General features: G+C 57.7%; 18 protein-coding genes. 3 read left to right on the forward strand and 15 right to left on the reverse strand.

Annotated features, from left to right (window positions below; genetic code table 11):
• Window positions 1-10: 10 nt before the first annotated feature.
• The 6 genes from nqrE to DIT71_RS10700 all read right to left on the reverse strand — a co-directional run bounded on the left by nqrE (window position 11) and on the right by DIT71_RS10700 (window position 6,383).
• Window positions 11-619, reverse strand: a complete 609-nt coding sequence (gene nqrE / locus DIT71_RS10675; protein WP_114613188.1) for an NADH:ubiquinone reductase (Na(+)-transporting) subunit E — start codon at window positions 617-619, stop codon at window positions 11-13.
• Window positions 619-1,284 (reverse strand): NADH:ubiquinone reductase (Na(+)-transporting) subunit D, encoded by a 666-nt coding sequence (locus tag DIT71_RS10680; protein ID WP_114613189.1) that lies wholly within the window; start codon window positions 1,282-1,284, stop codon window positions 619-621. The genes nqrE and DIT71_RS10680 overlap by 1 nt, the downstream gene beginning before the upstream one ends.
• A 2-nt stretch (window positions 1,285-1,286) precedes the next feature.
• Window positions 1,287-2,090, reverse strand: coding sequence for a Na(+)-translocating NADH-quinone reductase subunit C (locus DIT71_RS10685; RefSeq protein ID WP_114613190.1), 804 nt, complete (start codon window positions 2,088-2,090; stop codon window positions 1,287-1,289).
• Window positions 2,083-3,288, reverse strand: a complete 1,206-nt coding sequence (locus DIT71_RS10690) for an NADH:ubiquinone reductase (Na(+)-transporting) subunit B (protein WP_114613191.1) — start codon at window positions 3,286-3,288, stop codon at window positions 2,083-2,085. The genes DIT71_RS10685 and DIT71_RS10690 overlap by 8 nt, the downstream gene beginning before the upstream one ends.
• Window positions 3,289-3,292: 4 nt before the next feature.
• On the reverse strand, window positions 3,293-4,639 hold the full coding sequence (locus DIT71_RS10695) for a Na(+)-translocating NADH-quinone reductase subunit A (protein WP_114613192.1): 1,347 nt from the start codon (window positions 4,637-4,639) through the stop codon (window positions 3,293-3,295).
• Between the two features lie 274 nt (window positions 4,640-4,913).
• Window positions 4,914-6,383 carry a glyceraldehyde-3-phosphate dehydrogenase gene (locus tag DIT71_RS10700; RefSeq protein ID WP_114613193.1) on the reverse strand — a complete coding sequence of 490 codons (1,470 nt, stop codon included), beginning with the start codon at window positions 6,381-6,383 and terminating at the stop codon, window positions 4,914-4,916.
• A gap of 196 nt (window positions 6,384-6,579) precedes the next feature.
• On the opposite strand from DIT71_RS10700, the gene mfd reads away from it, so the two are divergent.
• A complete protein-coding gene (gene mfd, locus DIT71_RS10705; RefSeq protein WP_114613194.1) occupies window positions 6,580-10,089 on the forward strand; it encodes a transcription-repair coupling factor in 3,510 nt (1,169 codons plus the stop codon).
• A gap of 23 nt (window positions 10,090-10,112) precedes the next feature.
• Window positions 10,113-10,997, forward strand: a complete 885-nt coding sequence (locus tag DIT71_RS10710) for a CsiV family protein (RefSeq protein ID WP_114613195.1) — start codon at window positions 10,113-10,115, stop codon at window positions 10,995-10,997.
• Here DIT71_RS10710 and DIT71_RS10715 read toward each other — a convergent pair.
• The 5 genes from DIT71_RS10715 to DIT71_RS10735 all read right to left on the reverse strand — a co-directional run bounded on the left by DIT71_RS10715 (window position 10,978) and on the right by DIT71_RS10735 (window position 15,239).
• Entirely contained in the window at window positions 10,978-11,760 is a 783-nt protein-coding gene (locus DIT71_RS10715) for an S-methyl-5'-thioinosine phosphorylase (RefSeq protein WP_114613196.1), read from the reverse strand. The genes DIT71_RS10710 and DIT71_RS10715 overlap by 20 nt on opposite strands.
• A complete protein-coding gene (locus DIT71_RS10720) occupies window positions 11,760-12,998 on the reverse strand; it encodes a mechanosensitive ion channel family protein (RefSeq protein WP_114613197.1) in 1,239 nt (412 codons plus the stop codon). Before DIT71_RS10720 ends, DIT71_RS10715 begins: the two co-directional genes overlap by 1 nt.
• Window positions 12,999-13,015: 17 nt before the next feature.
• Window positions 13,016-13,525, reverse strand: coding sequence for a L,D-transpeptidase (locus DIT71_RS10725; protein WP_114613334.1), 510 nt, complete (start codon window positions 13,523-13,525; stop codon window positions 13,016-13,018).
• 85 nt (window positions 13,526-13,610) lie between these two features.
• On the reverse strand, window positions 13,611-14,285 hold the full coding sequence (locus DIT71_RS10730; protein ID WP_114613198.1) for a TetR/AcrR family transcriptional regulator: 675 nt from the start codon (window positions 14,283-14,285) through the stop codon (window positions 13,611-13,613).
• A 60-nt stretch (window positions 14,286-14,345) separates the two neighbouring features.
• Window positions 14,346-15,239 carry a hypothetical protein gene (locus DIT71_RS10735; RefSeq protein ID WP_114613199.1) on the reverse strand — a complete coding sequence of 298 codons (894 nt, stop codon included), beginning with the start codon at window positions 15,237-15,239 and terminating at the stop codon, window positions 14,346-14,348.
• A gap of 216 nt (window positions 15,240-15,455) precedes the next feature.
• Between DIT71_RS10735 and DIT71_RS10740 the strand changes: the two genes are divergently transcribed.
• Window positions 15,456-16,070 carry a riboflavin synthase subunit alpha gene (locus tag DIT71_RS10740; protein WP_114613200.1) on the forward strand — a complete coding sequence of 205 codons (615 nt, stop codon included), beginning with the start codon at window positions 15,456-15,458 and terminating at the stop codon, window positions 16,068-16,070.
• Here the strand turns inward: DIT71_RS10740 and DIT71_RS10745 are convergent.
• The 4 genes from DIT71_RS10745 to DIT71_RS10760 all read right to left on the reverse strand — a co-directional run bounded on the left by DIT71_RS10745 (window position 16,049) and on the right by DIT71_RS10760 (window position 24,164).
• The gene (locus tag DIT71_RS10745) at window positions 16,049-17,194 is read right to left on the reverse strand and encodes a class I SAM-dependent methyltransferase (RefSeq protein WP_114613335.1); all 1,146 of its coding nucleotides are present in this window, start codon (window positions 17,192-17,194) and stop codon (window positions 16,049-16,051) included. The genes DIT71_RS10740 and DIT71_RS10745 overlap by 22 nt on opposite strands.
• Before the next feature lie 189 nt (window positions 17,195-17,383).
• The gene (locus DIT71_RS10750; protein ID WP_114613201.1) at window positions 17,384-18,430 is read right to left on the reverse strand and encodes a class I SAM-dependent methyltransferase; all 1,047 of its coding nucleotides are present in this window, start codon (window positions 18,428-18,430) and stop codon (window positions 17,384-17,386) included.
• 104 nt (window positions 18,431-18,534) lie between these two features.
• On the reverse strand, window positions 18,535-19,212 hold the full coding sequence (can, locus tag DIT71_RS10755; protein WP_114613202.1) for a carbonate dehydratase: 678 nt from the start codon (window positions 19,210-19,212) through the stop codon (window positions 18,535-18,537).
• 65 nt (window positions 19,213-19,277) lie between these two features.
• On the reverse strand, window positions 19,278-24,164 hold the full coding sequence (locus tag DIT71_RS10760) for an NAD-glutamate dehydrogenase (protein ID WP_114613203.1): 4,887 nt from the start codon (window positions 24,162-24,164) through the stop codon (window positions 19,278-19,280).
• Window positions 24,165-24,295: the final 131 nt, after the last annotated feature.

Raw genomic sequence — 24,295 nt, forward strand, 5'->3', positions numbered from 1 at the left:
ACCGGGTTGGTTACAGTGAGATACCTGAGAACGACATGAAGCCCAGGGACATCAGACCGACCGTAATGAAGGTGATACCCAAGCCACGCAGGCCCTCCGGGACGTCACTGTACTTGAGCTTTTCACGGATTCCAGCCAGGGCAATAATCGCCAGCGCCCAGCCGACACCCGCACCAAACCCATATACCACGCTTTCACCAAAGGTATAGTCACGCTCTACCATGAACAGTGAGGCGCCCAGAATCGCGCAGTTCACTGTGATCAACGGCAAAAACACACCAAGCGCCGCATACAGCGCCGGAATGTACTTGTCCATGACCATTTCCATGATCTGGATAAGCGCGGCTATGACTCCAATATACGTAAGCAGGCCCAAAAAGCTCAGGTCAACATTGGGCAGCCCCGCCCACTCCAGCGCACCTTCCCGGAGAATTGTGTTATAGAGCAGGTTGTTCACCGGAACGGTTATCGTCAACACCACGATAACGGCAACGCCAAGGCCGGCGGCTGCCTCGATCTTCTTGGAGATCGCCAGGAAGGTACACATCCCCAGGAAGAAGGCCAGCGCCATGTTCTCAACGAAAATAGCCTTCAGAATAAGACTGATATAATGTTCCATCAGAAGGCCTCCTTAACCGTATGACGGGACATTTTGAAGTCGGGCTCTTCTACCTGTTCCGGCTTCCAGACCCGCAGACCCCAGATGGCCAGACCAATGATAAAGAACGCACTCGGCGGCAGCAGCAACAGACCGTTGGGAATGTACCAGCCACCTTCGTTGACGACCGGCATCAGGGACACGCCAAACAGCGAGCCGGCACCCAGCAGTTCACGGAAGAAAGCTACAAAGATAAGTAATACTGAGTAGCCCAGACCGTTACCAATGCCATCCAGGAAACTCAGCCAGGGGCCATTCTTCATGGCGAAGCCTTCAGCACGCCCCATAACGATACAGTTTGTGATAATCAGACCAACGAATACCGAGAGCTGCTTGCTGATTTCGTAGGCATAGGCCTTCAGAAGCTGATCAACCACGATAACCAGGGAGGCGATGATAGTCATCTGCACGATAATCCGGATACTGCCCGGAATCTGCGTGCGGACCAGCGATACCGCCAGGTTGGAGAACGCCGTTACCGCGATAACCGCCGCACACATGACCAGGGTCACGTTCATGCTCGTGGTTACCGCCAGCGCCGAGCAGATACCCAGTATCTGCAGCGCAATCGGGTTGTTACTGAAAATCGGTTCGAACAGAACCTGTTTGGCTGACGAGTCTGCCATGATCAGACCTCCCCTTGACGAAGTTTTTGCAGATAGGGTTCAAAGCCCTGGTCACCCATCCAGTAGTTGACCAGGTTTTCCACACCGCGACTGGTCAGGGTCGCACCGGATAGCGCGTCAACCTTGTGCTCCTTGTTGGCTGCGTCCGAGCTGACACCACCTTTGACAAGACGGATCTGAGGCTCCTCAAACTCATCGTCGTAGACTTGCTTGCCCACCCACTGACGCTTCCAGCGCGGATTGTCGACTTCCCCACCAAGGCCCGGTGTTTCGGCGTGGTCATAAAACCCCAGCCCTTCGATGGTATTGGCATCGCCTTCCAGCGAGACAAATCCGTAAAGCGTTGACCACAGACCGTAGCCATGAATCGGCAGCACCACACGAACCAGTTCGCCGTCTTCCTCCAGGGTGAACACCTTGGCGACGTTCGGGCGGCGCTTGATGCCTGCCTTGTCGGCTGCCGACAGGATGTTGGTTGACATCTCCGGATCAGATGACGCTTTGTACATGTCGTACTTCATGGGGTCTTCGACACCAACTGCTGACGGCTCCACGTACTCGCCGGTATCAAGATCCACCAGGCGTACCGTGAAACGGGAAAATTCCTCCTCAATCTCATCGGCACTGGCACCGGACTCCAACATACCGGCTGCCGCAAGCATGTTCGAGCGCAGGTCCAGATTCTGGTTTTTGACCTGCGCCGGGCGGAGCATTACTGCAGCAGTGGAAACCACGACAGAGAAGGCAATACTCAGCACCAGCGCGACCATCAGCGTTCTGGAGACAGTTTCTTTAGCTTTAGCCACGTGCGAGCCTCCGTTTGATATTGGCCTGAACCACATAGTGATCCATCAGCGGTGCAAAGAGGTTGGCAAACAGGATCGCCAGCATGATGCCTTCCGGGAACGCCGGGTTGATCACCCGGATCAGCACGGTCATAACACCTACCAGGATGCCGAAGCACCAGCGGCCGGTATCGGTCATGGCAGCCGACACAGGATCCGTCGCCATGAACATCATACCGAAGGCAAATCCGCCCATGACAAGATGCCAGTGTGCCGGCACCGCGAACATGGGATTGGTTTCCGAACCGATCACGTTAAGCAGCAGCGACATACCAATCATGCCGATCAACACACCCCCGACAATGCGGTAGGAGGCAATCTTCATAACCAGCAGAATGATACCGCCTGCCAGCACCGCCAGCGTTGACGTCTCGCCCATGGAGCCCTGGATGGAGCCCATGAATGCAGACATCCAGCCGATCTGTGTTTCCAGGGCCTCCAGGCCACCGCTGGCTGCCCAGCTCAATGCGGTTGCACCGCTGAAACCATCAACGGCCGTCCACACCGTGTCACCGGAAATCTGTGCCGGGTACGCAAAGTAGAGGAAGGCACGGCCGGTGAGGGCCGGGTTGAGGAAGTTCTTGCCGGTACCGCCAAACACTTCTTTGCCGATAACCACACCAAAGGTGATGCCCAGCGCCACCTGCCAGAGGGGAATGGTTGGCGGACAGATCAGTGCAAAAAGCACGGAAGTCACAAAGAACCCTTCGTTCACCTCATGCCGGCGAACGGTCGCAAACAGCACTTCCCAGAAGCCACCGACCACGAAGGTGACAAAGTAAATGGGCACGAAGTAGGCCATGCCATAGACGAAGTTGTCCCAGACACTGGCGGCGTTGTTACCGGCCAGGGCGCTGATAAAGGCTGTGCGCAGCCCCCCGTCTCCCATCAGGGCATCCGGGTTTTCAGCCAGATAGCTGTTGGCCTGGAAACCGATATTCCACATACCGAAGAACATGGCGGGGAAGGTGCATAGCCACACCGTGATCATGATCCGCTTGAGATCAATGCCATCCCGCACATGTGAGGTGGTCGACGTTACACTCGCCGGCGAATAGAAAATGGTATCCACCGCCTCGTAAAGCGCATACCAGCGCTCGTACTTGCCACCTTTTTCGAAGTGGTGCTCGATACCATCGAGAAACTGTCGGATTGCCATCGTTTTAGCCCTCGATCTCGATTCGGGTCAGGTTCTCACGGAGAATCGGACCGTACTCGTATTTACCCGGGCACACGAAGGTGCACAATGCCAGATCTTCTTCATCCAGCTCCAGCGCACCCAGTTTTTGTGCCACTTCGGTGTCGCCGACAATCAACGACCGCAACAACTGAGTCGGCAGAATGTCCAGCGGCATGATCTTTTCGTAAACACCCACCGGCACCATCGCCCGCTCACTGCCGTTGGTCGTGGTTGTCATATTGAACCGCTTGCCGCCGACCAGCTTGGACAGATAGATGTTCATAACCGAGAACTTGTTAGCTCCCGGTGACAGCCAGCCCATAAACTCCCGCTTGTTGCCTTCCTCCAGAATCGATATCTGATTGGCAAAGCGACCGAGATAGGCACAGGGCCCGTCACCACGACGACCACCAAAAACCGAACCGGAAATTGTGCGAACCTCGCAGTCTGTCGCAACTTCGCCATCCAGAAGTTCGGTCAGACTGGCACCAATGCGGGTACGGATCAGGCGCGGCTTCAATGCTTTTGGGCCACCGACTGCAACTACCCTGTCGACGGGCAACTCACCGGTTTCGAACAGCCTGGCAATGTCGATTACGTCCTGATAGCCGATGCTCCAAACCACCTTGTCACCGGCAATAGGGTCAAGATAATGGATATGGGTGCCAACATTGCCTGCGGGATGAACGCCATCAAACTGCTGCACCTCTACCTGGTCGTCAGAAGGAACCGGCACATCGGAACCGGGCTTGCCGGTCACAAAGACCTTGCCATTCGTCAGTTTGGTGAGAATCTTCAGGCCCTGCTCAAAAGCAGCTCCGTTTTCACGGATGATGACCGTGGGGTCCGCCGCCAGCGGGTTGGTGTCCATCACCGAGACAAATATGGAATGCGGTGCCGAGTCAATCTCGGGTACCTTGCTGTAGGGTCGGGTCTTGAAGGTCGCCCATAAACCTGACTCAACCAGGTTGTCAACGACTTGCTGGCGCTCAAGGCCGGCGATATCGGAAGCGTTGAAGCGCGCAAACGTTTCAGCGTCGTCACCATCAATTTCGATGACAACCGACTGGAACACGCGGCGCTCACCGCGATTGATTTCCTTGACCACACCGGCTGCCGGTGAGGTGTAACGAACGCCTTCGGTCTTCTTGTCCGTAAACAGCAGCGTACCGCGCTTTACACGATCCCCTTCTTTCACAACCATTGTCGGCTTCATGCCGATGTAGTCAAAACCGATCAATGCCACGTGGCGAACGGGTTTGCCGTCAGTAATGGTCTGCTCAGGGGCGCCGCTGATGGGAAGATCCAGGCCTTTTTTGATCTTGATCATTAGCCTCATCCAATCATCAGAAACTGTTCGATGGATTTATAACGCCCGACGCTTGCGGCCCAGTTAACCGGCTACAGAGCGCGATGGGAAGCGGATGTCAGACGTACCCAAAATCGCGCCAATTATAGAGATTAAGGAATACTATTTCCACCAGAAACCCCAGGGAGTTTGTGTGCAAGCGTACAGACAGAATGATTTATAGACAGCCAAAAAGAAACCCCGACCGCAAAAACGATCGAGGTTTCCCTGTCATGCTTGACTTAGCGACCTTTGATCAGTCCCTGGCCCGCTTCGGGAAGATCGGGTAGGTCACCCCCGCCATCTGATTGACCACACGGACGACCTGGGCGCTGTAGCCCGCCTCATTGTCATACCACACGTATAGAATTAGACGCTTGCCATTGGCGATGGTTGCCTGGGCATCCACGATACCGGCATGACGCGATCCTACGAAGTCGGTAGAGACGACTTCCGGCGAATTAACGAAATCGATCTGCTTCTGCAACTCTGAGTGCAGCGCCATGTCGCGAAGGTACTCGTTGACCCCCTCGACGGTTACCTCTTTCTCAAGGTTGAGGTTCAGAATGGCCATGGACACGTTTGGTGTCGGCACACGAATTGCGTTCCCGGACAGTTTCCCCTTGAGCTCAGGCAGCGCCTTGGCAACGGCCTTGGCGGCCCCTGTTTCGGTAATTACCATGTTCAGAGGCGCACTGCGACCGCGGCGGCTGCCCTTGTGGTAGTTGTCGATCAGGTTCTGGTCGTTGGTGTAGGAATGAACCGTTTCAACATGACCGTCCTCGACACCGTATTCGTCCACAATCGCCTTCAGCACCGGGGTGATGGCGTTGGTGGTGCAGGACGCTGCGGAGAGGATACGATCCTCGTCGGTGATCCAGTCGTTATTGATGCCATGAACGATATTCTTGATGTCGCCCTTGCCTGGCGCGGTCAGCATGACCCGGCTGACGCCTTTAGATTTCAGATGCAGACCGAGCCCGGCCTCATCGCGCCAGATGCCGGTATTATCAATAACAATGGCATTGTTGATGCCGTATTGGGTGTAATCCACCTGATCCGGGCCGGGAGAATAAATCACCTTGATGAAATTGCCATTGGCAATCAGTGCGCAATTTTCTTCATCCACGGTGATGGTGCCGTTGAACGGGCCGTGAACGGAGTCGCGACGCAACAGGCTGGCGCGTTTCTGGAGGTCGTTTTCGGCACCTCCCTGACGGACAACGATGGCCCGCAGGCGAAGGTTGTTACCACCACCGGCCTTTTCAATAAGGATACGGGCCAGCAGGCGACCGATCCGGCCGAAACCATAAAGAACAATGTCTTTGGTGTCGTTTTCCGCGTCTTCTTCCGACTGCGTCTGGTACTGGCCCACAATCGGACCAATTTCCCGCTGCAGGAACTCTTCAAGGGAGCCGCCTTCTTCCTTGAATTTCACGGCGAGCTTGCCAATATCAACGTGGCCGCGCCCCAGATCCATTTTATCCATCGCCTGCAGGATGGGCAGGGTGTTGTGGACTGACAGCTCGCTGTCTTCTACCTGGCGCACAAAACGGTGTGCCCGAATGATACCGATAACCGACTGGTTAATGATGGACCGGCCGTAAACAGACGTAACCACGTTATTTTTACGGTAGAGGCGACCGATCAGCGGAATCATGGCTTCCGCGGTAGACTCTCTTTCCGTCCAGTTAGACAGGTGCTGATTGATCTGTTCGTGACTCACGCTTGAACCTCTGCAGTTGGAACCTGGAAAAATGGGCCCACATTATCCAACGTTATTACTCAGACAGCAAATGCGGCCCGGTGCCTCTTTGTAACTATGCGGTGCCTGCGTCATGACAGCGCAACGTCTGGCCGGTAGAATACCGGCCTCGCAGACACCCCAGCCGAAGACACTTCCCAGGAGAAAGACCCGACCCATGACCAAAGGTGCCCTCTATTCCGACAGACATCCCGCGCTGGTGGCGCCAGCCGCGCCGACCAAGGCCGGGGATCATCGCACCTGGGGGCAATTGCATGGCAGTAGTGACGCTCTGGCCATCTGCGAGAGCGCAAAAGCCCACCATGGCCTGACTTTGGTGGTAACACGCAGTACCGAAGAAGCCATCCGTCTTGAGCAGTCCATGCGCTTTTACCTTGGCCTGCCAACGGATGAAGATCAGCCGGCGATCACTCCTGACGGCCTTGAGCTGCTGTCGCTGCCTGACTGGGAAACCCTGCCCTACGATCTGTTTTCACCCCACCAGGACATCACCTCTCGCCGCATCCGGGCGCTGCACCGCCTGCCAGGCACCAGCCACGGCGTTCTGGTGGTGCCGGCCCGTACCCTGATGCACCGGCTGCCGCCGGTCAGTTACCTGCAGGGAAACACCTTGCTTCTGGAGGTTGGCCAGTCACTGGATATCGACAGTTGGCGCATGCAGCTGGAGTCCGCCGGCTACCGACACGCGGACAATGTTTATGAACACGGCGAATACGCGGTTCGCGGCGCCATTCTCGACATTTTTCCGATGGGAGCCACCCGGCCCTACCGGATTGATCTGTTCGATGATGAAATAGAAACGCTGCGCACCTTTGATCCGGAAACCCAACGTTCCATTGACCGGATCGAGAAAATCGAACTGCTGCCCGCCAATGAATTCCCCTGGCACAAGGAAGCCCGCTCCGGATTTCGCAATCGCTGGTTCGAGCAGTTTCCACACGCCGACAAGGACGCACCGATCTATCAGGACGTCAGCCACGGCATTACACCTCCCGGCATCGAATACTACCTGCCGCTGTTCTTCGAACAGACCGCAACCCTGTTCGACTACCTGCCGGGCGAGACCCTGGTCTTTACGGCGGCGGGCCTCAACGAATCGGCTGAACATTTCGACGCCGAGACCCGCGCCCGTTACGAGGAGCGCCGCCACGACCGAATGCGCCCCATCCTGCCGCCGTCGCAACTGTTCCTTCAGCAGGACGAGCTGTTCGGCCAGCTCAAACGCTTCCCGAGAGTAACGCTCGCCACAAACACCACGGATGCCGCCGGTGGCAGCAACTGCCCTACCGGGGTGCTGCCGGACGTAGCCATGGACGGTCGCGCAGCCGATCCCGCAGGCCGGCTCAAGCGTTTTGTCAGTGAGTTCCACGGCCGGATCCTGATCTGTGCCGAATCGTCCGGACGGCGTGAGGCCCTGATCGAAAACCTGGCGGACCATGGCCTCCCGCTGACCACAATGGACAGCTGGCAGGCCTTCGTGGGCAACCCGGAAGTCACTCTTGGCATTACCGTTGCTCCCATGGAGTACGGCCTACTGTTACCGCAACATCACATTGCCCTGATTACAGAAACCGTGCTTTTCGGCGAACGGGTGCTCCAGCGCCGCCGCCGGGAAAAGCCCACGGAAGCCGACGATGCCGGTTACCGGGACCTCTCGGAGCTGCGCATCGGCGCCCCGGTGGTCCACATTGATCATGGTGTCGGCCGCTATCAGGGCCTGGAAACCATCACCGTTGAGGGCGAGGCCAGCGAATTCCTGATGCTGGAATACGCCGGCGGCTCCAAGCTCTACGTGCCGGTATCCAGCCTGCACCTGATTTCCCGCTACACCGGCGCCGACACCGATCACGCGCCGCTGCACAAGCTGGGAACCGACCGCTGGAGCAATGCCAAACAGAAGGCACTGGAAAAAATCCGCGACACGGCGGCTGAATTGCTCGATGTCTATGCCCGCCGGGAAGCCCGCAAAGGCTTTTCGTTCGAAGACCCTCAGGAGGCCTACCGGGCGTTTGCCGCCGGCTTCCCCTTTGAGGAGACGCCGGATCAGCAGGCAGCCATCGAGGCGGTTTTCGAGGACATGGTCAGCGAGAAGCCCATGGACCGCCTGGTCTGCGGCGACGTCGGCTTCGGCAAGACCGAAGTGGCCATGCGGGCGGCCTTCATGGCCACCTACTCGGACAAACAGGTGGCGGTTCTGGTGCCCACGACCCTGTTGGCGCAGCAGCATTACGAATCCTTCCGCGACCGCTTTTCGGATACCGCAGTCAACGTGGAATTGCTCAGCCGCTTTCGCAGTGGCGGGCAAACCACCAAGGCGCTGGCAGCGATCGAAGCCGGCAAGGCCGACATTGTGATCGGTACCCACAAACTGCTGCAGAGTGACATCCGGTTCAAGAACCTGGGGCTGGTGATCATTGATGAGGAGCATCGCTTTGGCGTTCAGCAGAAGGAGCGCCTGAAAGCCCTGCGGGCCGAAGTCGACATGCTGAACCTGACCGCCACGCCGATTCCACGGACCCTCAATATGGCCATGGGACACCTCCGGGACCTGTCAATCATTGCCACCCCACCGGCCCGGCGCCTGTCGGTAAAGACCTTTGTGCGCCAGCGGGAAGAGGCCATGGTCAAGGAGGCCATCCTGCGGGAGGTGTTGCGGGGCGGCCAGGTGTATTTCCTGCACAACGACGTCGCCACCATTGAAAAAACCGCCGAGGATCTGCGTCGGCTGATTCCCGAAGCCCGGGTAGGCGTCGCGCACGGTCAGATGCGCGAGCGTGATCTGGAGCAGATCATGTCGGACTTCTACCACAAGCGCTTCAACGTCCTGGTCTGCACCACCATTATTGAAACCGGCATCGATATTCCCAGCGCCAACACCATCATCATCGAACGCGCAGACAAGTTCGGCCTTGCCCAGCTTCACCAGCTGCGGGGCCGCGTCGGCCGCTCACACCACCAGGCGTATGCCTACCTTCTGACGCCGCCGCCAAAATCCATTACCGCGGATGCCAAGAAACGCCTGGAAGCGATCTCCGAAGCGCAGGACCTGGGTGCCGGCTTCATGCTGGCCACCCATGATCTGGAGATCCGGGGCGCCGGGGAATTGCTGGGTGAGGAACAAAGCGGGCAGATCGAGAGCATCGGCTTCACCCTCTACATGCAGCTGCTGGATGAGGCCGTGCAGGCCATTCGCGAGGGACGTACCCCCAATGCCGAATTGCCGCTCAGTCATGGTACAGAGATGAATCTTCGCATACCCGCCCTGATTCCGGACGACTATCTGCCGGATGTCCACAACCGCCTGATGCTCTACAAGCGCATTGCCAGCGTCAGCGACAAGGACGGATTAAAAGAACTTCAGGTTGAGATGATCGACCGCTTCGGATTATTACCGGAACCGGCAAAGAACCTGATTCGCCAGTCCGAACTGAGAATCCGTGCCGAGGCCCTGGGTATCGTGAAAGTCGACGCAGGAAAGGAATGGGCAAGGCTTGAATTCGGCAGTTCCACCCCGGTAGACCCGCTGGTTCTGGTTAAGAAAGTGCAATCCGCGCCGAACCAGTATCGCCTGGAAGGAGCCAACAGTTTCCGTTTCCGGCTGAACGACACCTCGACCAGTGGTAAACTCGATGGCATTTCCGACATGCTGGGCCAACTTGCCTCATAACACGCCCGGCCCAGAGGCCCCTGATGAACAACAGGAACATTGGAGCAAAGCCCTTGCGAACGCCCGGTAACCTATTACTTGGAAAGTCCACTTTCATTTTTGCGCTTGCGTTAGCCCTGTCGCCCCTGGTGTCAGCGCAGCAGGCCCAGGAGCAGCCGTCAGAACAGGCTGCAACTGTGCAAGAGCAAACCAGCAACGGTGATACAGCCGGGCAGGACGCTCCCCGCGAAGACTACTACCGTGCAGAACTGGTTATCCTGGAACGCAAGGTCGAGCCGGACAGCATCAATGAGCGCATGGCCAGCCGTCTTCCTGAATCTCCCGACCCGGACATCACCGAAATTCTGCAGGCAGTGGGCGAAGATGGCACAGCGGAAACCACGCTGGATCTGGTTGCGCAGGAAGAGCTGCATCTCAATTCGGCAGCCAACCGGCTGGAGAACAGTGGCCGCTTCCGGATTCTGGCAGCCACCGGCTGGTACCAGTCCTTCCCCCCCGATTTCGAGGGTGAGCCGTTGCGGGTCGCCATTGGAGACTGGCTGGCCGACGCCGGGCACCGTGACGTTGAAGGTCATATTACCATTGACCGGCAACGCTACCTGCACGTGGATGTGCACCTCAATCACTGGCAACCCATGCCCGCGGAAGAAAAGCCGCAGGATCTGGCCGATAGCGGCCTGGACATCGATACGCCTTCCAACGCTTCAGGCGCTGAAGAAAGTGACACTGGCAATGGCCCTGCAACGGCGGACCAACCGGAGCAGGACATGGCTTCGGGCACGGAATGGCCAAAAGCGGAGCTGCTGACCTGGATACGCGAAACGCGCCGCATGCGCAGCGAGGAAGTCCATTTCCTGGACTCCCCCACCATTGGCGTGCTGGTATTCTTCAAGAAAATTGAGGAGTAAGAGCCCCCAGGTCGCTCATTGACACCTCAAGGATCCGCTTGATACCGGACATTCCCTGGTCGATGGCGGCCTCGATTTCAGCCATGGTGATGATGTGGTCCGATTTGCCAGCGGCGTGGTTCACCACCAACGCCAGGCAGACATAGTTCATCCCCAGTTCAGCCGCCAGCGCGGCTTCTGGCATGCCCGTCATTCCCACCAGGTCACACCCGTCCCGTTCCAGGCGCACTACCTCGGCCGCTGTTTCCAGTCTTGGCCCCTGGGTGGCCCCGTAGACACCAAAATCGGAAAATGCCAGGTTCTGGTCCCGTGCGGCCGCGATCAGTAGCTGACGGGCCGTTTCCGTGTATGGCCAGGTGAAGTCGATATGGGTGGTTTCATCCAGTTCGCCCTCAAAAAAGGTACTGGCCCTGCCCCAGGTGTAATCGATGATCTGATCCGGTATCACAATGTGCGCCGGCCCCATCTCCAGGTGGATGCCGCCCACGGCATTGACCCCAACCACGGTGCGAACACCGGCGTCATGAAGCGCCTGCAAATTGGCACGGTAGTTAACCTGATGGGGGGGAATGCGATGGGGGTTGCCATGACGGGACAGGAATACCACTGCCTGATCCCCCAGAAGCCCCTCCACCAACGCCGACGAGGGTTGACCCCAGGGTGTATCAACGGGCCGCTCTGTCTGTATCTGGAGGCCCGACAAAGTCGTGAGTCCAGTGCCACCAATAATACCAACCGGCGGATTATGTCCCGATATACTCATCATGAATTCCCCGTTGCTTCGGCGCTGCTACCCTGTGTTTCACTGGAGCTTGCACTGCCATCCACCGGCGCACGGCTGCTGCCAGGCTCAGCGCTGGAAGCCTCATCACCGTCAGCCTTGCCAGCCTGGTCACTGGCGAGGCGCACGCCCTCAGGCATATGAAGAGTGCGGGTGGGAAAGGCAACCTCGGCACCATAACCCTCGATAATGTCGGCGATTTTAAGCAGCACGTCCTGCTTGACCTCGTGGAAACGCACCCACTCTATGGTTTTGGTGAAGGTATAGATCATGATATCCAGGGAGGAGGCGTTGAAAGTGAGGAAGTTGACGATCAGGGTCTGATTCTGGTCAATATCTTCATGATTCTCCAGCATCGAGCGAATATCAGCGACGACCGTCGCCATCTGCCCCACATCGGCATAGCGGATTCCGATCGTCTCCGAAATTCGCCGGTTGAGCATGCGCGACGGATTCTCAACGGCAACCTGTGTAAAGACCGCATTGGGAACATAGAGCGGACGTTTATCAAATGTGCGGACCGTGGTCAGGCGCCAGCCGATGTGCTCGACAGTCCCTTCAATATTACGATCCGGAGAGCGAATCCAGTCGCCGACTTTAAAAGGCCGATCGAGATGGATAATGAATCCGCCAAAGAAATTGGCCAACAGGTCCTTCGCCGCGAAGCCGACCGCAATACCGCCGACACCACCAAAGGCCAGCACGCCGGAAATACTGTAACCCAGCGACTGGAGAGCAATCAGCACGGCGGTAATGATCACCACGGCCCGGGACAGCTTGCTTACTGCATTAACCGTGGTGTAGTCCATCGGACTTTTCATCTTCAGAGGCGACGTCAGTATTTCCTCACCCTGCTTGATAAACCTCAACACCGTCCAGACCAGCAACCACACGAAACCGATCTGCAGCAGGGTGTCGTTGACGGAAAAAACCTCGGCATCCGAGTACCGGTGAGCCACCTCCGCGGCCCAGTACACGCCCTGCAGCCAGACAAAGGCAACTACCGGCTTTCTCGCCGCGTGCAGCAATGCGTCGTCCCAGGCGTTGTCGGTTTTCTGGAAGTGCCGCTCAATGGCACCCACGATGAAACTGGCAACATAGGCAACCACAGCAGTGCCGAAAACCAGCGCAAACACCACAAGGCCAACCCGCCAGCCCTGTGACAGCAGGTTCCAGTTCTGAATCCAGTTATTCACGATGGCAGGCGTTTCTTCGATCATCGGTCTTCTCGGTCCCGTCAGTTCAATGATGAGCTTTGGCGAATCAACACCGGTATCCCGGGTTTCACCCGGTCGTACAAATCGATCACATCGGTGTTTCGCATGCGGATACAGCCATGGGAACGCGGAACCCCCATAGGCTCGGTATCCGGCGTGCCGTGAATGTATATGAAGCGGCGGAAACTATCGACCCCGGGGCCCCGGTTTTTACCGGACTCAAGACCACACAGCCAGAGGATGCGGGACAGTATCCAGTCCCTTTCGGGAAACGTCTGGGCAAGCTTTGCCGAATACACTTCTCCGGTTGGTCTGCGGGCGATAAAGACGGTGTTCTGGGTCTCACCGCCACCGATCATTGCACGGATATAATGACGCCCCCTGGGTGTACAGCCGCTGCTCTGGCGCTCGCCGGGGCCGTTAAGTGCCGTGGAGACGGGATAGAACATGGGGGATGAGGTGTCTTGCGGGAACAGCGTCAGTGTCTGTGTGACCAGGTCGATTTCAATTCGCGGCACTGCCTCTGGCATTGAGGGGAATTCAGAATCACTTGGCATGCGGCGTTGGGCTCCCGGCTGGCACATCAGTCCGGAAGCCTAACCGAGAGCATGGGACTCAGGCAACTGAGCTTTTATGGGCCGGGGGAACCAGCATGGCATCTTCGGCCTGCATCCCGGCGGCAAGGAATGGCACCAACCGTGCCGCAATTTCCTGAACGGTGGTCTCCACACCCAGCTTGTTCTGAAGAATGTCTCTCAGGGCGTCGCTGCTGGACATGGTGAAGGCGGTGGCACCGAGCATGAACTGAATCCGCCAGTAGCGATCCACCGACGACAGTTGCGGGGTGGCTTCTTTCAACAAACGCATGAAGCGACTGAACGGCTGGCTGTATTCCTGCTCGAGAAACTTGCGGAGGTGCCCCTGGGACTGGGTATAGGCCAGACCAAGCAATCGCATGAATATGGAAATGCCCTTCTCGTTGCGCTGAGGCATGCGCACAGCGCTTTCCGTCAGAGCCCAAAGGGTCTGATTCAGTGTGGGTGGTGCTCCATCACAGCGGGCCTCGAGTTCGTCAAACGCACTTTCCAGCGTTGCTGAAAAAGGCGTGAGAAAGCGAGCAAACACCGCATGAATCAGGGCGTTCTTGGAGCCAAAATGGTAATTGACAGCGGCAAGATTTACTTTAGCCTTACTGGTAATCATCCGAAGCGAGGTTTCAGAAAACCCCCGGTCAGCGAAAAGCTCTTCCGCTGCATCCAGGATTCGGTCAACCGTATCAGACTGAGCCATGTTATTATCAGTGCCTCTAGCAAACGTCTGTTTAAAACATACGTTTGAGCGGGAACCTTGTCAAGTTCTCTGCTCCGGCTCCGAAGCCACCGATTCCCAACCCTCATCAAGCGCCTTCTGATGCGCCTCAAAAAATGCCTGTTGAGCCCGGGAATAGGCTTTCTCAGCCTCCAGAAGATAAACAAGGTAAAGACGGACATGCTGCCGGCGCGTCATGTTCCGGGCCAGCACACGACGCTCAGACAGCGCCAGAAGCTCACTGAAACGGGTCGACCTGAGCGCCGGATTGAACTCGGCCATGCGCGCACACTGCCACAGCAGACCTTCCTTCCCCTCAAGATGTTCAATATGCTTTCGTGCGTCCCGCAGCAGCCGTCGGCGTCGAATGATCAGATCCATATAGGAGGAGCGCGAGGTATAGAGTCGTCTAACCCCGGGGACCCCCATCAGCAGAATAATGACAAACGCACCAAATCCGCCGCCGGCAATCCACGCGGGCACAAAGCCGGTCATCCCGCTCAGGAAGACAATCGCCGTCAACAGCGCACTGAACAGCCAGAGATCCCGACTTCTGCGCGCGGCGGCGAGGGTATAGTTGTCGGGCCAGTCCGGTAGTGCCAGCAGGTCAAAATCCAGCAGCAACACCCGGTCGCACTGCTTCAGCATCAGCCGCAGCTTGCGCTGACGGGATTCTGCCAGGGATTTTTCGATCTGCTGCGACTCCTCACTGGCGTCATCCTGCGTCCCGGGTTCGGCAGCAACCTCTTCATGGCCCGGTCCGGGAACGGATACCGCCTGCCCGGAGCCAGGCAGTGCCGAGTCTGTGGTTATTGCTCCCGCAGGCGCAGCCCGCTCTTCGACCGCCGGAGGCTGCGGATCCGCTGGTCGCCCTTGCCGCAACAAGGGCTCCTCCGGCGCCGTAGCCTGCCGGACTGTCGTCTCGTTCTGTGCCATCGCTGGTTATCCATCGGCTATAAACCGGGCCAACTTCCCCGAACCTTGCCCACTCCCGGTGTCTACTGTTGGCTATCGACCAGCCACCTGAATTCTTGAGCGCAGGCCGATGACGTTACCCTGCCAAACTCGGGTTGGCAGGGCCCCATGCTATCGCTATCCTTGCTGGTTCCAGTGTTGCCGGACCCGGCCACAAAAGTCGTTAGAGGGGCATGAATGTTTACAGGCATTGTTCAGGGTGTTGCCACCATTGACACACTTTCCGCGGAGCCGGGACTGACCAGCTTTGCGATCCGTTTTCCCGACCCGCAGGTTGACGGCGTTACCATTGGGGCGTCTGTCGCCATCGACGGCACCTGCCTGACCGTAACCCGCCAGGAGGGCGGCCTGCTTTACTTCGACGCCATGCAGGAAACCCTGCGGGCCACCACGCTTGGAGAACTTAAGGCCGGTGACCGGATAAACTTCGAAAGGGCCGCCAGGATCGGCGACGAGATTGGCGGGCATCTGCTGTCTGGCCACGTTCACACTACCGCAGACATCGTGGCAATTGACCGCCCCGAGAACAACTGCACCCTGGAGTTCGAAGTCCCGGAACCCTGGACCAGATACCTCTTTCCCAAGGGCTATATCGCCATCAACGGCTGCAGCCTGACCATCGGGGAGGTCTGGGACAACCGCTTTAACGTGTATCTGATTCCAGAAACCCTACGGGCGACCACATTTGGAGATGTGTCGGTTGGCGACCGGGTAAATATTGAAATCGACAGCCACACCCAGACCATCGTGGATACCCTGGCAAGAATGGGCTACGACCGCCCGGCCTCCTGAGTACCGGCTTCAAACACCACGAACCGGGGGTCGGCATCCAGTTGGCGGACCGTTGAAAAGAAGCGTTTCAGGCTGCGGTGGTATCCCAGGTGACGATTGCCCACCATCAGCATCCGCCCGCCCGGAACCAGGTGGCGGGCCACTTGCCGGAACAGACGCAACGCAATGTGATCCCCGACCACACCGCCCTCATGAAATGGCGGATTCAGGATTATCAGCTGGAAGCGGCCCGCCTCTTCGGGAATACCGTCACTGTGATAGAAATCCACTTCGGCCTCGGGGAAAGCATTCAGTGCATTGTTTCTGGCGCTGGCCACAGCCTGGCTGGAGACATCGGAGAATGTCACCGCCAGCTCGGGGTTTTCCGCCAGCGCCGCCAGGCCCAGCACACCATTGCCGCAGGCAAGATCCAGTACCCTGGCAGCGGGCTCCAGACCACCAGCCGTCCGCCTCACCAATGGCAGCAGCAGCCGGGTACCGATGTCCAGCCTATCCCGGGCAAACACCGCAGGCATGGCGTTAACGCTGTGCCCGGATTGCGGAAGCGGGTATCCCTTCCATAGCTCGGTCCAGTTTCTCAGGGTCGGGTCACCCGGTGCAGCGACAATCACCCTCGCCTTCTTGCGTGCCGGACAGACCTCCCGGGTGTGCACCAGATCTGCAAACACACCAGCGCTGCTGTCCGGCAAGTGCTTGATCATGCCCGCGGCAAGAAGCGTACCTTCGGGGGCAAGCACGCTATTTACCCAGCGCAACAGGCACGCCAGATAGTCCACCTGCCGCGGGATGCGCATGACCACCAGATCGAACGGGCCTTCCGGCGGCGCCAACCAGCTCAATGGCGCGGCAACGCTTTCTGCGGCGTGCGCATTCATCACCAGCGCTACGGCAAGCGAGCAACTGTCGGCAAAGGACACCGGGGCAAAAGCCGCAAGCCCGAGGGTCAGGGCGCCGAACTGGTCATCCACAACCAATACCCGGGGCGAGGATTCCGGGGCAAACCGGGCAAACGTCTGCGCCAGCAGTTGTTCGTCCGCCGCATCCCAGGCGCGCAGGTCGCGAGCTCCACCCGGACGCTTCAAGGGCAGAGAAACACCACTCACTTCCAGCACGTCGCTTGTCATTTCGGGCTTCCGCTTTTCAGGTTTGAAACAGCGGTCCATTTTAGGCTGATTATTCTAGAAATTAACCCTACTCTGGTCAGACGATTTCAGGTTGCTCCGTTTTTTTGGAAGACAACCTTCTTTGCCCCTCACCCCAGGGGCTTTTTTCGTCTCGGAGAGACAGTGTTTCTGCTGCCACCAGCGCTACGGTCAATGACGCCGGGCTGACCACACAGTAAAGCGCCTGTCCGCGGAAATCGCTTTAACCGGCCCCACATGACGGCGCATCAGCTCTTCATAGGGAAGAAAGCTGTTGGCTACCAGCCGCAACTCACCCCCCGGCTCCAGATGCTGCGCCACCTGCCGCAAAAACTGCTCCGTCATTGACGTGTCCGTCCGGATACCGGCGTGAAAGGGGGGGTTGCTCAACACCGTCGCGTATTTGCCCGCAACCTGGTCGAGGCCATCCGAGGCCGTAATGGCGCCGGTTACACCTGCGCGCTGATACGTGGAACGGGCGCAGATAACCGCCTGGGACTGAACATCAACGCCATCGACCTGAGCAGCCGCACCCCCTTGGGCCCTCTGGTAGAGTTGCAGCCAGGTTCCGATAACACCGGCGCCACAGGCGAAATCCAGCACCGGCCCCCTGCCCGGAGTTACCTCCGCAAGGGAGGCCAGTAGCATGGCGGTTCCGGCATCCAGCGCACCTGCACTGAAAATGCCGGGCAACCCGGCCACATCGAAACGGATTCCCTCACGTTCAACCGGATGCCACTCCAGCCACTCACGCACATTAAACCCTTCCGATGGCACCAGATTGTCAGCCTGCCAGACCTGGCAATGGCGCGCACTGTCCAGCTTGAAAGCCCCGGGAGCCAGAGCTTTAAGTTGTTTTACGGCCCCCGCTATACCTTCTTTTTTCTCGCCCACCAGAATCAGCCGCGCACCTTTTGCTGCCAGCCAGCGCGCCAGCTCCAGGCGCAACGTCAACTCGGCCCTCGCTTTGGGCAGGAACACCACTATTGTATCCACGCTGGCGGGCACCAATGCAGGATCGTCGTAACCGAACGCCGCTTGCCAGCCCTCCAGGGTATTCAGGCGCTGCCAGAAACCGAAATGCTCGGTAACCACAAGGCCTGACCCGGCAAGGGCTGGCATCAGGGAAAGTTCAGTAGGCCCCAGGACAGCAAGGCGTCCATGCAGAACTTCCTGGTTTTTCAACAACGCTTCATGGGAATTGGGGAATGCAGGCATGTGGTGCTGGTCCGGGCTGGATGTCAGGCGGAATACTCTAACCGCAATGAAGCCCGGAGTCTCGACCCGGGCCACTGAAAAAGTAATAACCGGAAAAGCGGATACTACTTTTTTTGGCGCCCTGACCGGACAGGCCGGAGCACCAGCTCATCCACGCTGTTCTGTTTGATACTTTCGCGGTCGGCTTCCGAGGCAATGGAAAGCCCCATATCCCGCAGAATACCGTCTGCCACGTCATAGACAAAGCCGTGGACGGTCAATGGCTGGGCTCGGCGCCAGGCTTCCTGAACAATGGTGTTCTGACATACATGGCCAACCTGCTCAACCACGTTAAGCTCGCACAACCGGTCGACGCGATCCTGATCCGATGCCAGCCCGTCGAGCACACGCTGATGCTTGTCACGAACATCCTGCACGTGCCGCAGCCAGTTTGATATCAGGCCAAAACCCTCATTGTGCAGGGCGGCCTTCACACCACCGCAGCCATAGTGGCCTACCACCAGAATGTGCTTGACCTTCAGCACGTCAATGGCGAACTGCAGCACCGAGAGACAGTTGAAATCCGTGTGCACCACCACGTTTGCAACGTTGCGGTGCACGAACAGCTCCCCGGGCATCAGATCCACAATCTGGTTCGCCGGCACCCGGCTGTCTGCGCACCCGATCCAGAGATATTCCGGGGCCTGCTGATTGGAAAGCCGGGTAAAAAAGTCCGGGTCCTGACTCTTGATGCTGTCGGCCCACGCCCTGTTTTTATCCAGCAATGTATCGAGCTGCCCCATCATACCTCCTGAGTGCAAATTAACGGTGGCGGAATTGAACGGCAATCACCGCCAGAAAGCAATACTCAAGTGGTCGGAGCGACCGGCTCATCGTACTGTTCATGCATCGTGGTCTGGGCCAGGTCCAGCAGCTCTCGCAGGGCCACCGAAAACATCGCGTATTCCGGTTCCCTGACGCTCTTGAGCTCGGTGAGCATGGACCTCCAGCGATTGATCATGGCCGTGTGCCGCTGCATCCAGTTTTCGACACAGCGATTAACATCCTCCGGTTTTTCAGCCAGCTTGAGCACGCCTGTAGTCAGCGCCCGCTGCTGCCAGTCCAGGTCCTCACGGAAGCTTTCCCGCGCCAGAGCCTGCCAATGGGAAGCTGGCACCAAATCGGCAATGGCATTGGCGAACCAGTTCAGGTCGAGCTTGTCACCAAGGTCATAATACAGATTGGCGACGGTTTTCAGAGGCATACCGGTGGCCTCCCTTGCCTCGATAATACCCAGAGACGAATACAGGTACTTGGTGCCGGAAACCACGGACGCCAGGTCTTCAGGCAATCCTGATCCGACCAGTTCATCATGGCGTTTTTTCCAGTCTGCACGGGCCTGTTCTCCCAGATAATCCGGCAGGTCCGCAGTGATCTTCCAGACACTGTCTGCGAACCTTTCCATATGGCTCTGGATACTGAGTTCGGCGCGACGGTTGCGAAGCAGCCAGCGAACTGCCCGGCGGATCAACCGCATCATGTCGCCCATGAGCTCCAGCTGCAGATTCGCGGGGATGAAGTAATCCAGGTATTCAATCTTGTCCCACCAGGTATCCAGCCGGAACACGTCTCGGGCAATGATCCACGCCAGGGAAATGGAGGCGGCGTCGGCACCGGTAGACTGCTTCAGCCTCTCGACAAAGGTAATCCCCATGTGATTGACCATATCATTGGCAATCTGGGTGGCGATGATTTCCCGGCGCAACTGGTGCTCCCCCAGTTCCTTGGCGAACTTGCGAGTCAGATCCTTGGGAAACACCTTGTACATTTCCCCGGCCAGCAGGGGCTCGTCAGGCAGACTGCTGGCAATGAGGGTCTGTTTCAGATCGCCCTTGACGTAAGAGATGAGCACCGACAGCTCGGGACGCGTCAGCCCCTTCTTGTCCAGTTTCCTCTCCGAGAGCGTTTCGTCGTCCGGCAGGAACTCCAGGCTGCGGTTGAGTTTGCCTTCACTTTCCATCGAGTTCATCAGGCGGCGGTATTCTTCCAGCCGGCTCAAGGCTCCGACACTGGCAATACTGATGGCCTGGGTCTGCCGGTAGTTGTTTTTCAGGACCAGTGCGGCGACGTCATCCGTCATCTCCTCCAGCATGATGTTGCGCTGCTTGTCGGTAAGATCGCCCATGGCGACCGCGTGGTTGAGCAAAATTTTCATGTTCACTTCGTGGTCTGAACAGTCCACCCCACCGGAGTTGTCGATAAAGTCGGTGTTCAGCCGACCACCCTTCAGGGCAAATTCAATGCGACCCAGCTGGGTCATGCCCAGATTGCCGCCTTCGCCAACAACCTTACAGAGCAGCTCGGAGCCGTTAATGCGCAGAGCGTCGTTGGCCTTGTCACCGACATCACCATGGGACTCGTCACGCGCCTTCACATAGGTACCAATGCCGCCGATCCAGAGCAGATCCGCCTGGGCCTTGAGAATATGGGTGATCAGCATGTTGGGGGGCACACGGTCCGATTTTATACCCAGCAGTTTTTTCATCTCCGGGCTGACCGGAATCGACTTGGCACTTCGGCTGAATACGCCACCGCCCTTGGAAATCAGACTGGTGTCGTAATCGGTCCAGGAAGATCGCGGCAGCTCAAAGAGGCGCTTGCGCTCCTTGTAGCTCAGCGCTGCGTCCGGCGCCGGGTCGATGAAGATGTGAACGTGGTTGAACGCCGCCACCAGTTTCGTCTTCTCTGATGACAACAGGCCGTTGCCGAACACATCCCCACCCATGTCGCCGATGCCGATAGCGGTAAATTCGTCCAGAGCGGGATTGATGCCCAGCTCTTTGAAATGCCGTTCAACGGATACCCAGGCACCGCGGGCGGTAATACCCATTTTCTTGTGGTCGTAGCCGTTGCTGCCGCCAGAAGCAAACGCATCCCCCATCCAGAAATCGTACTCGGCGGCAAGGCCGTTCGCTATATCGGAGAAGGTAGCGGTGCCCTTGTCGGCAGCCACGACCAGGTAGTGATCGTCGTCATCGTGACGGATAACGGACTCCGGGGGCTGAATGCCGCCATCCACAAGGTTGTCGGTAATATCCAGCAAGCCACGGATGAAGGTCTTGTAGGCCCTGATCCCCTCTGCCTGGAACGCTTCCCGATCCGACATGTCAGGCAGGCGCTTGGCAACAAAGCCGCCCTTGGCCCCTACCGGCACGATCACAGCGTTCTTGACCTGCTGCGCCTTCACCAGTCCCAGAATCTCGGTGCGGTAGTCCTCAAATCGATCGGACCAGCGCAGGCCACCGCGGGCGACCTTGCCGCCACGCAGGTGGACACCTTCGACCCGTGGCGAGTAGACAAAAATCTCGAACATGGGCAGGGGCAACGGCACGTCCGGAATCTCCGACGGATCGAACTTCACGCTGATGTAGGGCTTAACGCTGCCATCCTGGTCCGGTTGGTAATAGTTGGTGCGCAAGGTGGCCTGCATCAACTCGAGGAAGAGCCGCAGCACCCGGTCCTCACTGAGGTTATCCACACCATCGAGACCGGCATTGAACTCGATTTCAAGTTTCTGCTGCGCGGCCTTGCTCTTGCCCTCGCTCTGGTAGCGCGCGGGGTTGAAACGCACCTCGAAGAACTCGAGCAACAGCCGTGTCAGATCCACGTGGTTGACCAGAGTATTCGATATAAAGGTCTGACTGTTGGAGAAACGGATCTGCCGCATGTAGCGGGCAAAGGTACGAAGCAGGGCAATCTCCCGCCAGCTCATGTAGGAGGACAATAACAGCCGGTTAAAGGCATCGTTTTCCGCATCGCCGTACCAGACCCGACGGAACAGGTCCTCGAAAATGGGACGAATGCGGTGAATGTCCACCACCACGCCACTGTGAGCCTTGAGCGTGAAATCGTGAATCCAGACGGTCCTGCCCCGGCGATCCGTGACTTCAAACGGATGTTCACCGATGACCCGGAACCCCAGGTTGTCGAAGATCGGCATGACATCCGACAGTGGCAATGTCTCGTCCGGATAGAAAAGCTTGAAGTGCAGTATGCTTTCGTCTTCTTCCAGCGCCCGGTAAAAGCTCATGGTGAGATGCTTTTCGCTGGCTGCCTCGGCGATGTGCTCAAGGTCTATGGCTGCACGCCGTGGCGAAAACATGTCCTCGTAACTGGCCGGAAAGCCTGATGAGTAAAGGCGGAACATCTCGTTGCCCTGCTCCTCACCGTAGGCTTCGTTCAGTGCCTCCATCAGGCCATCCCGCCAGGACTGGGCAAGCTCGATCACCTTATGGCGAATCTCGGTGATAGGCAGCTGGCGATTTTCCACCTTGGGCACGCGGACCGTGAACTGCACCCGTGCCAGAACCGATTCAGAGAAATGGGTGACAAACTCGATATCCTCGGCCTCGAGCCTGTCCCAAAGAACCTGCTCCACCTTCAGGCGCAGTTCCGTGTTGTAGATGTCCCGGGGAAAAAAGGCCAGACAGGTCACAAACTGACCGTACACATCTTCCCGCATGAACAGCTCTATGCGACGCCGCTCCTGAATGTAGAGAATGCTCTTGGCAACCGACAGCAGCTCACCGGGCTCGATCTGGAACAACTCGTCACGGGGATAGACCGTGAGTATCTGATCCAGCTCCTTGCCGGCGTAATCGGCCCGCAGAAAACCGGAACGCCTCATCACTGCCTGGAACTTGCGCCGCAGCAGAGGAATCTCGTCCGGGCGCTCGTTGTAGACACGGGAGGTGTAAAGACCCAAGAATCGGCGCTCACCGACCACTTCGCCTTTGCTGTTGAACTTCTTGACCGCAATGTAGTCCGGATAGGCCGGGCGATGCACCCGTGAACGTTGGGCTGACTTGGCGAAGATGAAGATATCGTCGGTGCGGGTCATCTCATGGCGTGTGCGCTGGGGCAACTCGTTCAGCCGGACTTTGTCCGGGCGCTCATTGTTGACCCTCAGGATACCCAGCTCGGAATTCTCGATACGACGGACCACCAGACCGTTCTTGTCCCTGGCAAAATCGTACTCGTCGTAGCCCAGAAAGGTGAAATGATCCTTCACCAGCCATTCCAGGAACGCCTTCGCCTCTTCTTTCTGTTCTTCGTCAATGCCGGCGGTGGTATTATCGAGCTCGCGACTGATTTGATTGACTTTTTCGGTCACTATCGGGAAATCACCGACCGCGATCCGGACCTCATGAAGAATGGCCTGAAACACCTCTTCCAGCGCTCTGAGGTCCTCCGGATTACTGTGACGGTCGATTTCCAGGGCAATGAAGGCTTCGTGATTACCGTCCGCGACCTTTTTCTTGGGCGGATGCAGTTTTTTCAACTTCCCTTCGTCATCTCGCTCCACCTGCAGTACCGAATGCTGGATGGAGTGGGTACCGATCTCGCGCTGGTTGATCGCTATTCGCAGGGAATCGATCAGGAACGGCATGTTCGGGTGCAGGACGAAAATGACCGAGTGGGTCGACTGCCAGCCGTCACTTTCCAGCTCCGGATTAAATACGGACACCGGAGTTTCGTCGGCCGGGCGCTTCTGGAGAAATTTCCAGGCCGCGAGTATGGCCCCGTAGGTATCGGAAAACCTGCGACTCACGAGCTCTTCGAGAGGAATATGCGCATAATGCTGCTTGGCGAATTCACTGATTTTCTTCGCTTCGGTTTTTGCTATTTTTTCGGCGAAAGCTTCGTCCAGCTGCTGAAAAAACTGTTCCTTGCTGGCGATTGTCAGCGCATTCATAGTCGACCTCTATGAGTGTGAAATAAACGTAATCGGCGTACTGTCACATAAGCATAGTCAAAGCCTTGATTTTTGCGCCGCAGATGCGAAAACTGCGGCAACTACTTAGGCAAACCGCCCTGCAGCAGGAG

This window comes from Marinobacter vulgaris (assembly GCF_003344045.1).
GTDB lineage: Bacteria > Pseudomonadota > Gammaproteobacteria > Pseudomonadales > Oleiphilaceae > Marinobacter > Marinobacter vulgaris.

Excerpts from the sequence above, each read along its gene's own strand:
- DIT71_RS10730 (WP_114613198.1), bottom strand. The coding sequence starts at position 14,285 with ATGGCTCAGTCTGATACGGTTGACCGAATCCTGGATGCAGCGGAAGAG.
- DIT71_RS10690 (WP_114613191.1), bottom strand. The coding sequence starts at position 3,288 with ATGGCAATCCGACAGTTTCTCGATGGTATCGAGCACCACTTCGAAAAA.
- DIT71_RS10735 (WP_114613199.1), bottom strand. The coding sequence starts at position 15,239 with ATGGCACAGAACGAGACGACAGTCCGGCAGGCTACGGCGCCGGAGGAG.
- DIT71_RS10750 (WP_114613201.1), bottom strand. The coding sequence starts at position 18,430 with ATGCCTGCATTCCCCAATTCCCATGAAGCGTTGTTGAAAAACCAGGAA.
- nqrE (WP_114613188.1), bottom strand. The coding sequence starts at position 619 with ATGGAACATTATATCAGTCTTATTCTGAAGGCTATTTTCGTTGAGAAC.
- can (WP_114613202.1), bottom strand. The coding sequence starts at position 19,212 with ATGGGGCAGCTCGATACATTGCTGGATAAAAACAGGGCGTGGGCCGAC.
- DIT71_RS10695 (WP_114613192.1), bottom strand. The coding sequence starts at position 4,639 with ATGATCAAGATCAAAAAAGGCCTGGATCTTCCCATCAGCGGCGCCCCT.
- DIT71_RS10715 (WP_114613196.1), bottom strand. The coding sequence starts at position 11,760 with ATGAGTATATCGGGACATAATCCGCCGGTTGGTATTATTGGTGGCACT.
- DIT71_RS10760 (WP_114613203.1), bottom strand. The coding sequence starts at position 24,164 with ATGAATGCGCTGACAATCGCCAGCAAGGAACAGTTTTTTCAGCAGCTG.
- DIT71_RS10745 (WP_114613335.1), bottom strand. The coding sequence starts at position 17,194 with ATGACAAGCGACGTGCTGGAAGTGAGTGGTGTTTCTCTGCCCTTGAAG.
- DIT71_RS10710 (WP_114613195.1), top strand. The coding sequence starts at position 10,113 with ATGAACAACAGGAACATTGGAGCAAAGCCCTTGCGAACGCCCGGTAAC.
- mfd (WP_114613194.1), top strand. The coding sequence starts at position 6,580 with ATGACCAAAGGTGCCCTCTATTCCGACAGACATCCCGCGCTGGTGGCG.
- DIT71_RS10740 (WP_114613200.1), top strand. The coding sequence starts at position 15,456 with ATGTTTACAGGCATTGTTCAGGGTGTTGCCACCATTGACACACTTTCC.
- DIT71_RS10720 (WP_114613197.1), bottom strand. The coding sequence starts at position 12,998 with ATGATCGAAGAAACGCCTGCCATCGTGAATAACTGGATTCAGAACTGG.
- DIT71_RS10680 (WP_114613189.1), bottom strand. The coding sequence starts at position 1,284 with ATGGCAGACTCGTCAGCCAAACAGGTTCTGTTCGAACCGATTTTCAGT.
- DIT71_RS10725 (WP_114613334.1), bottom strand. The coding sequence starts at position 13,525 with ATGCCAGAGGCAGTGCCGCGAATTGAAATCGACCTGGTCACACAGACA.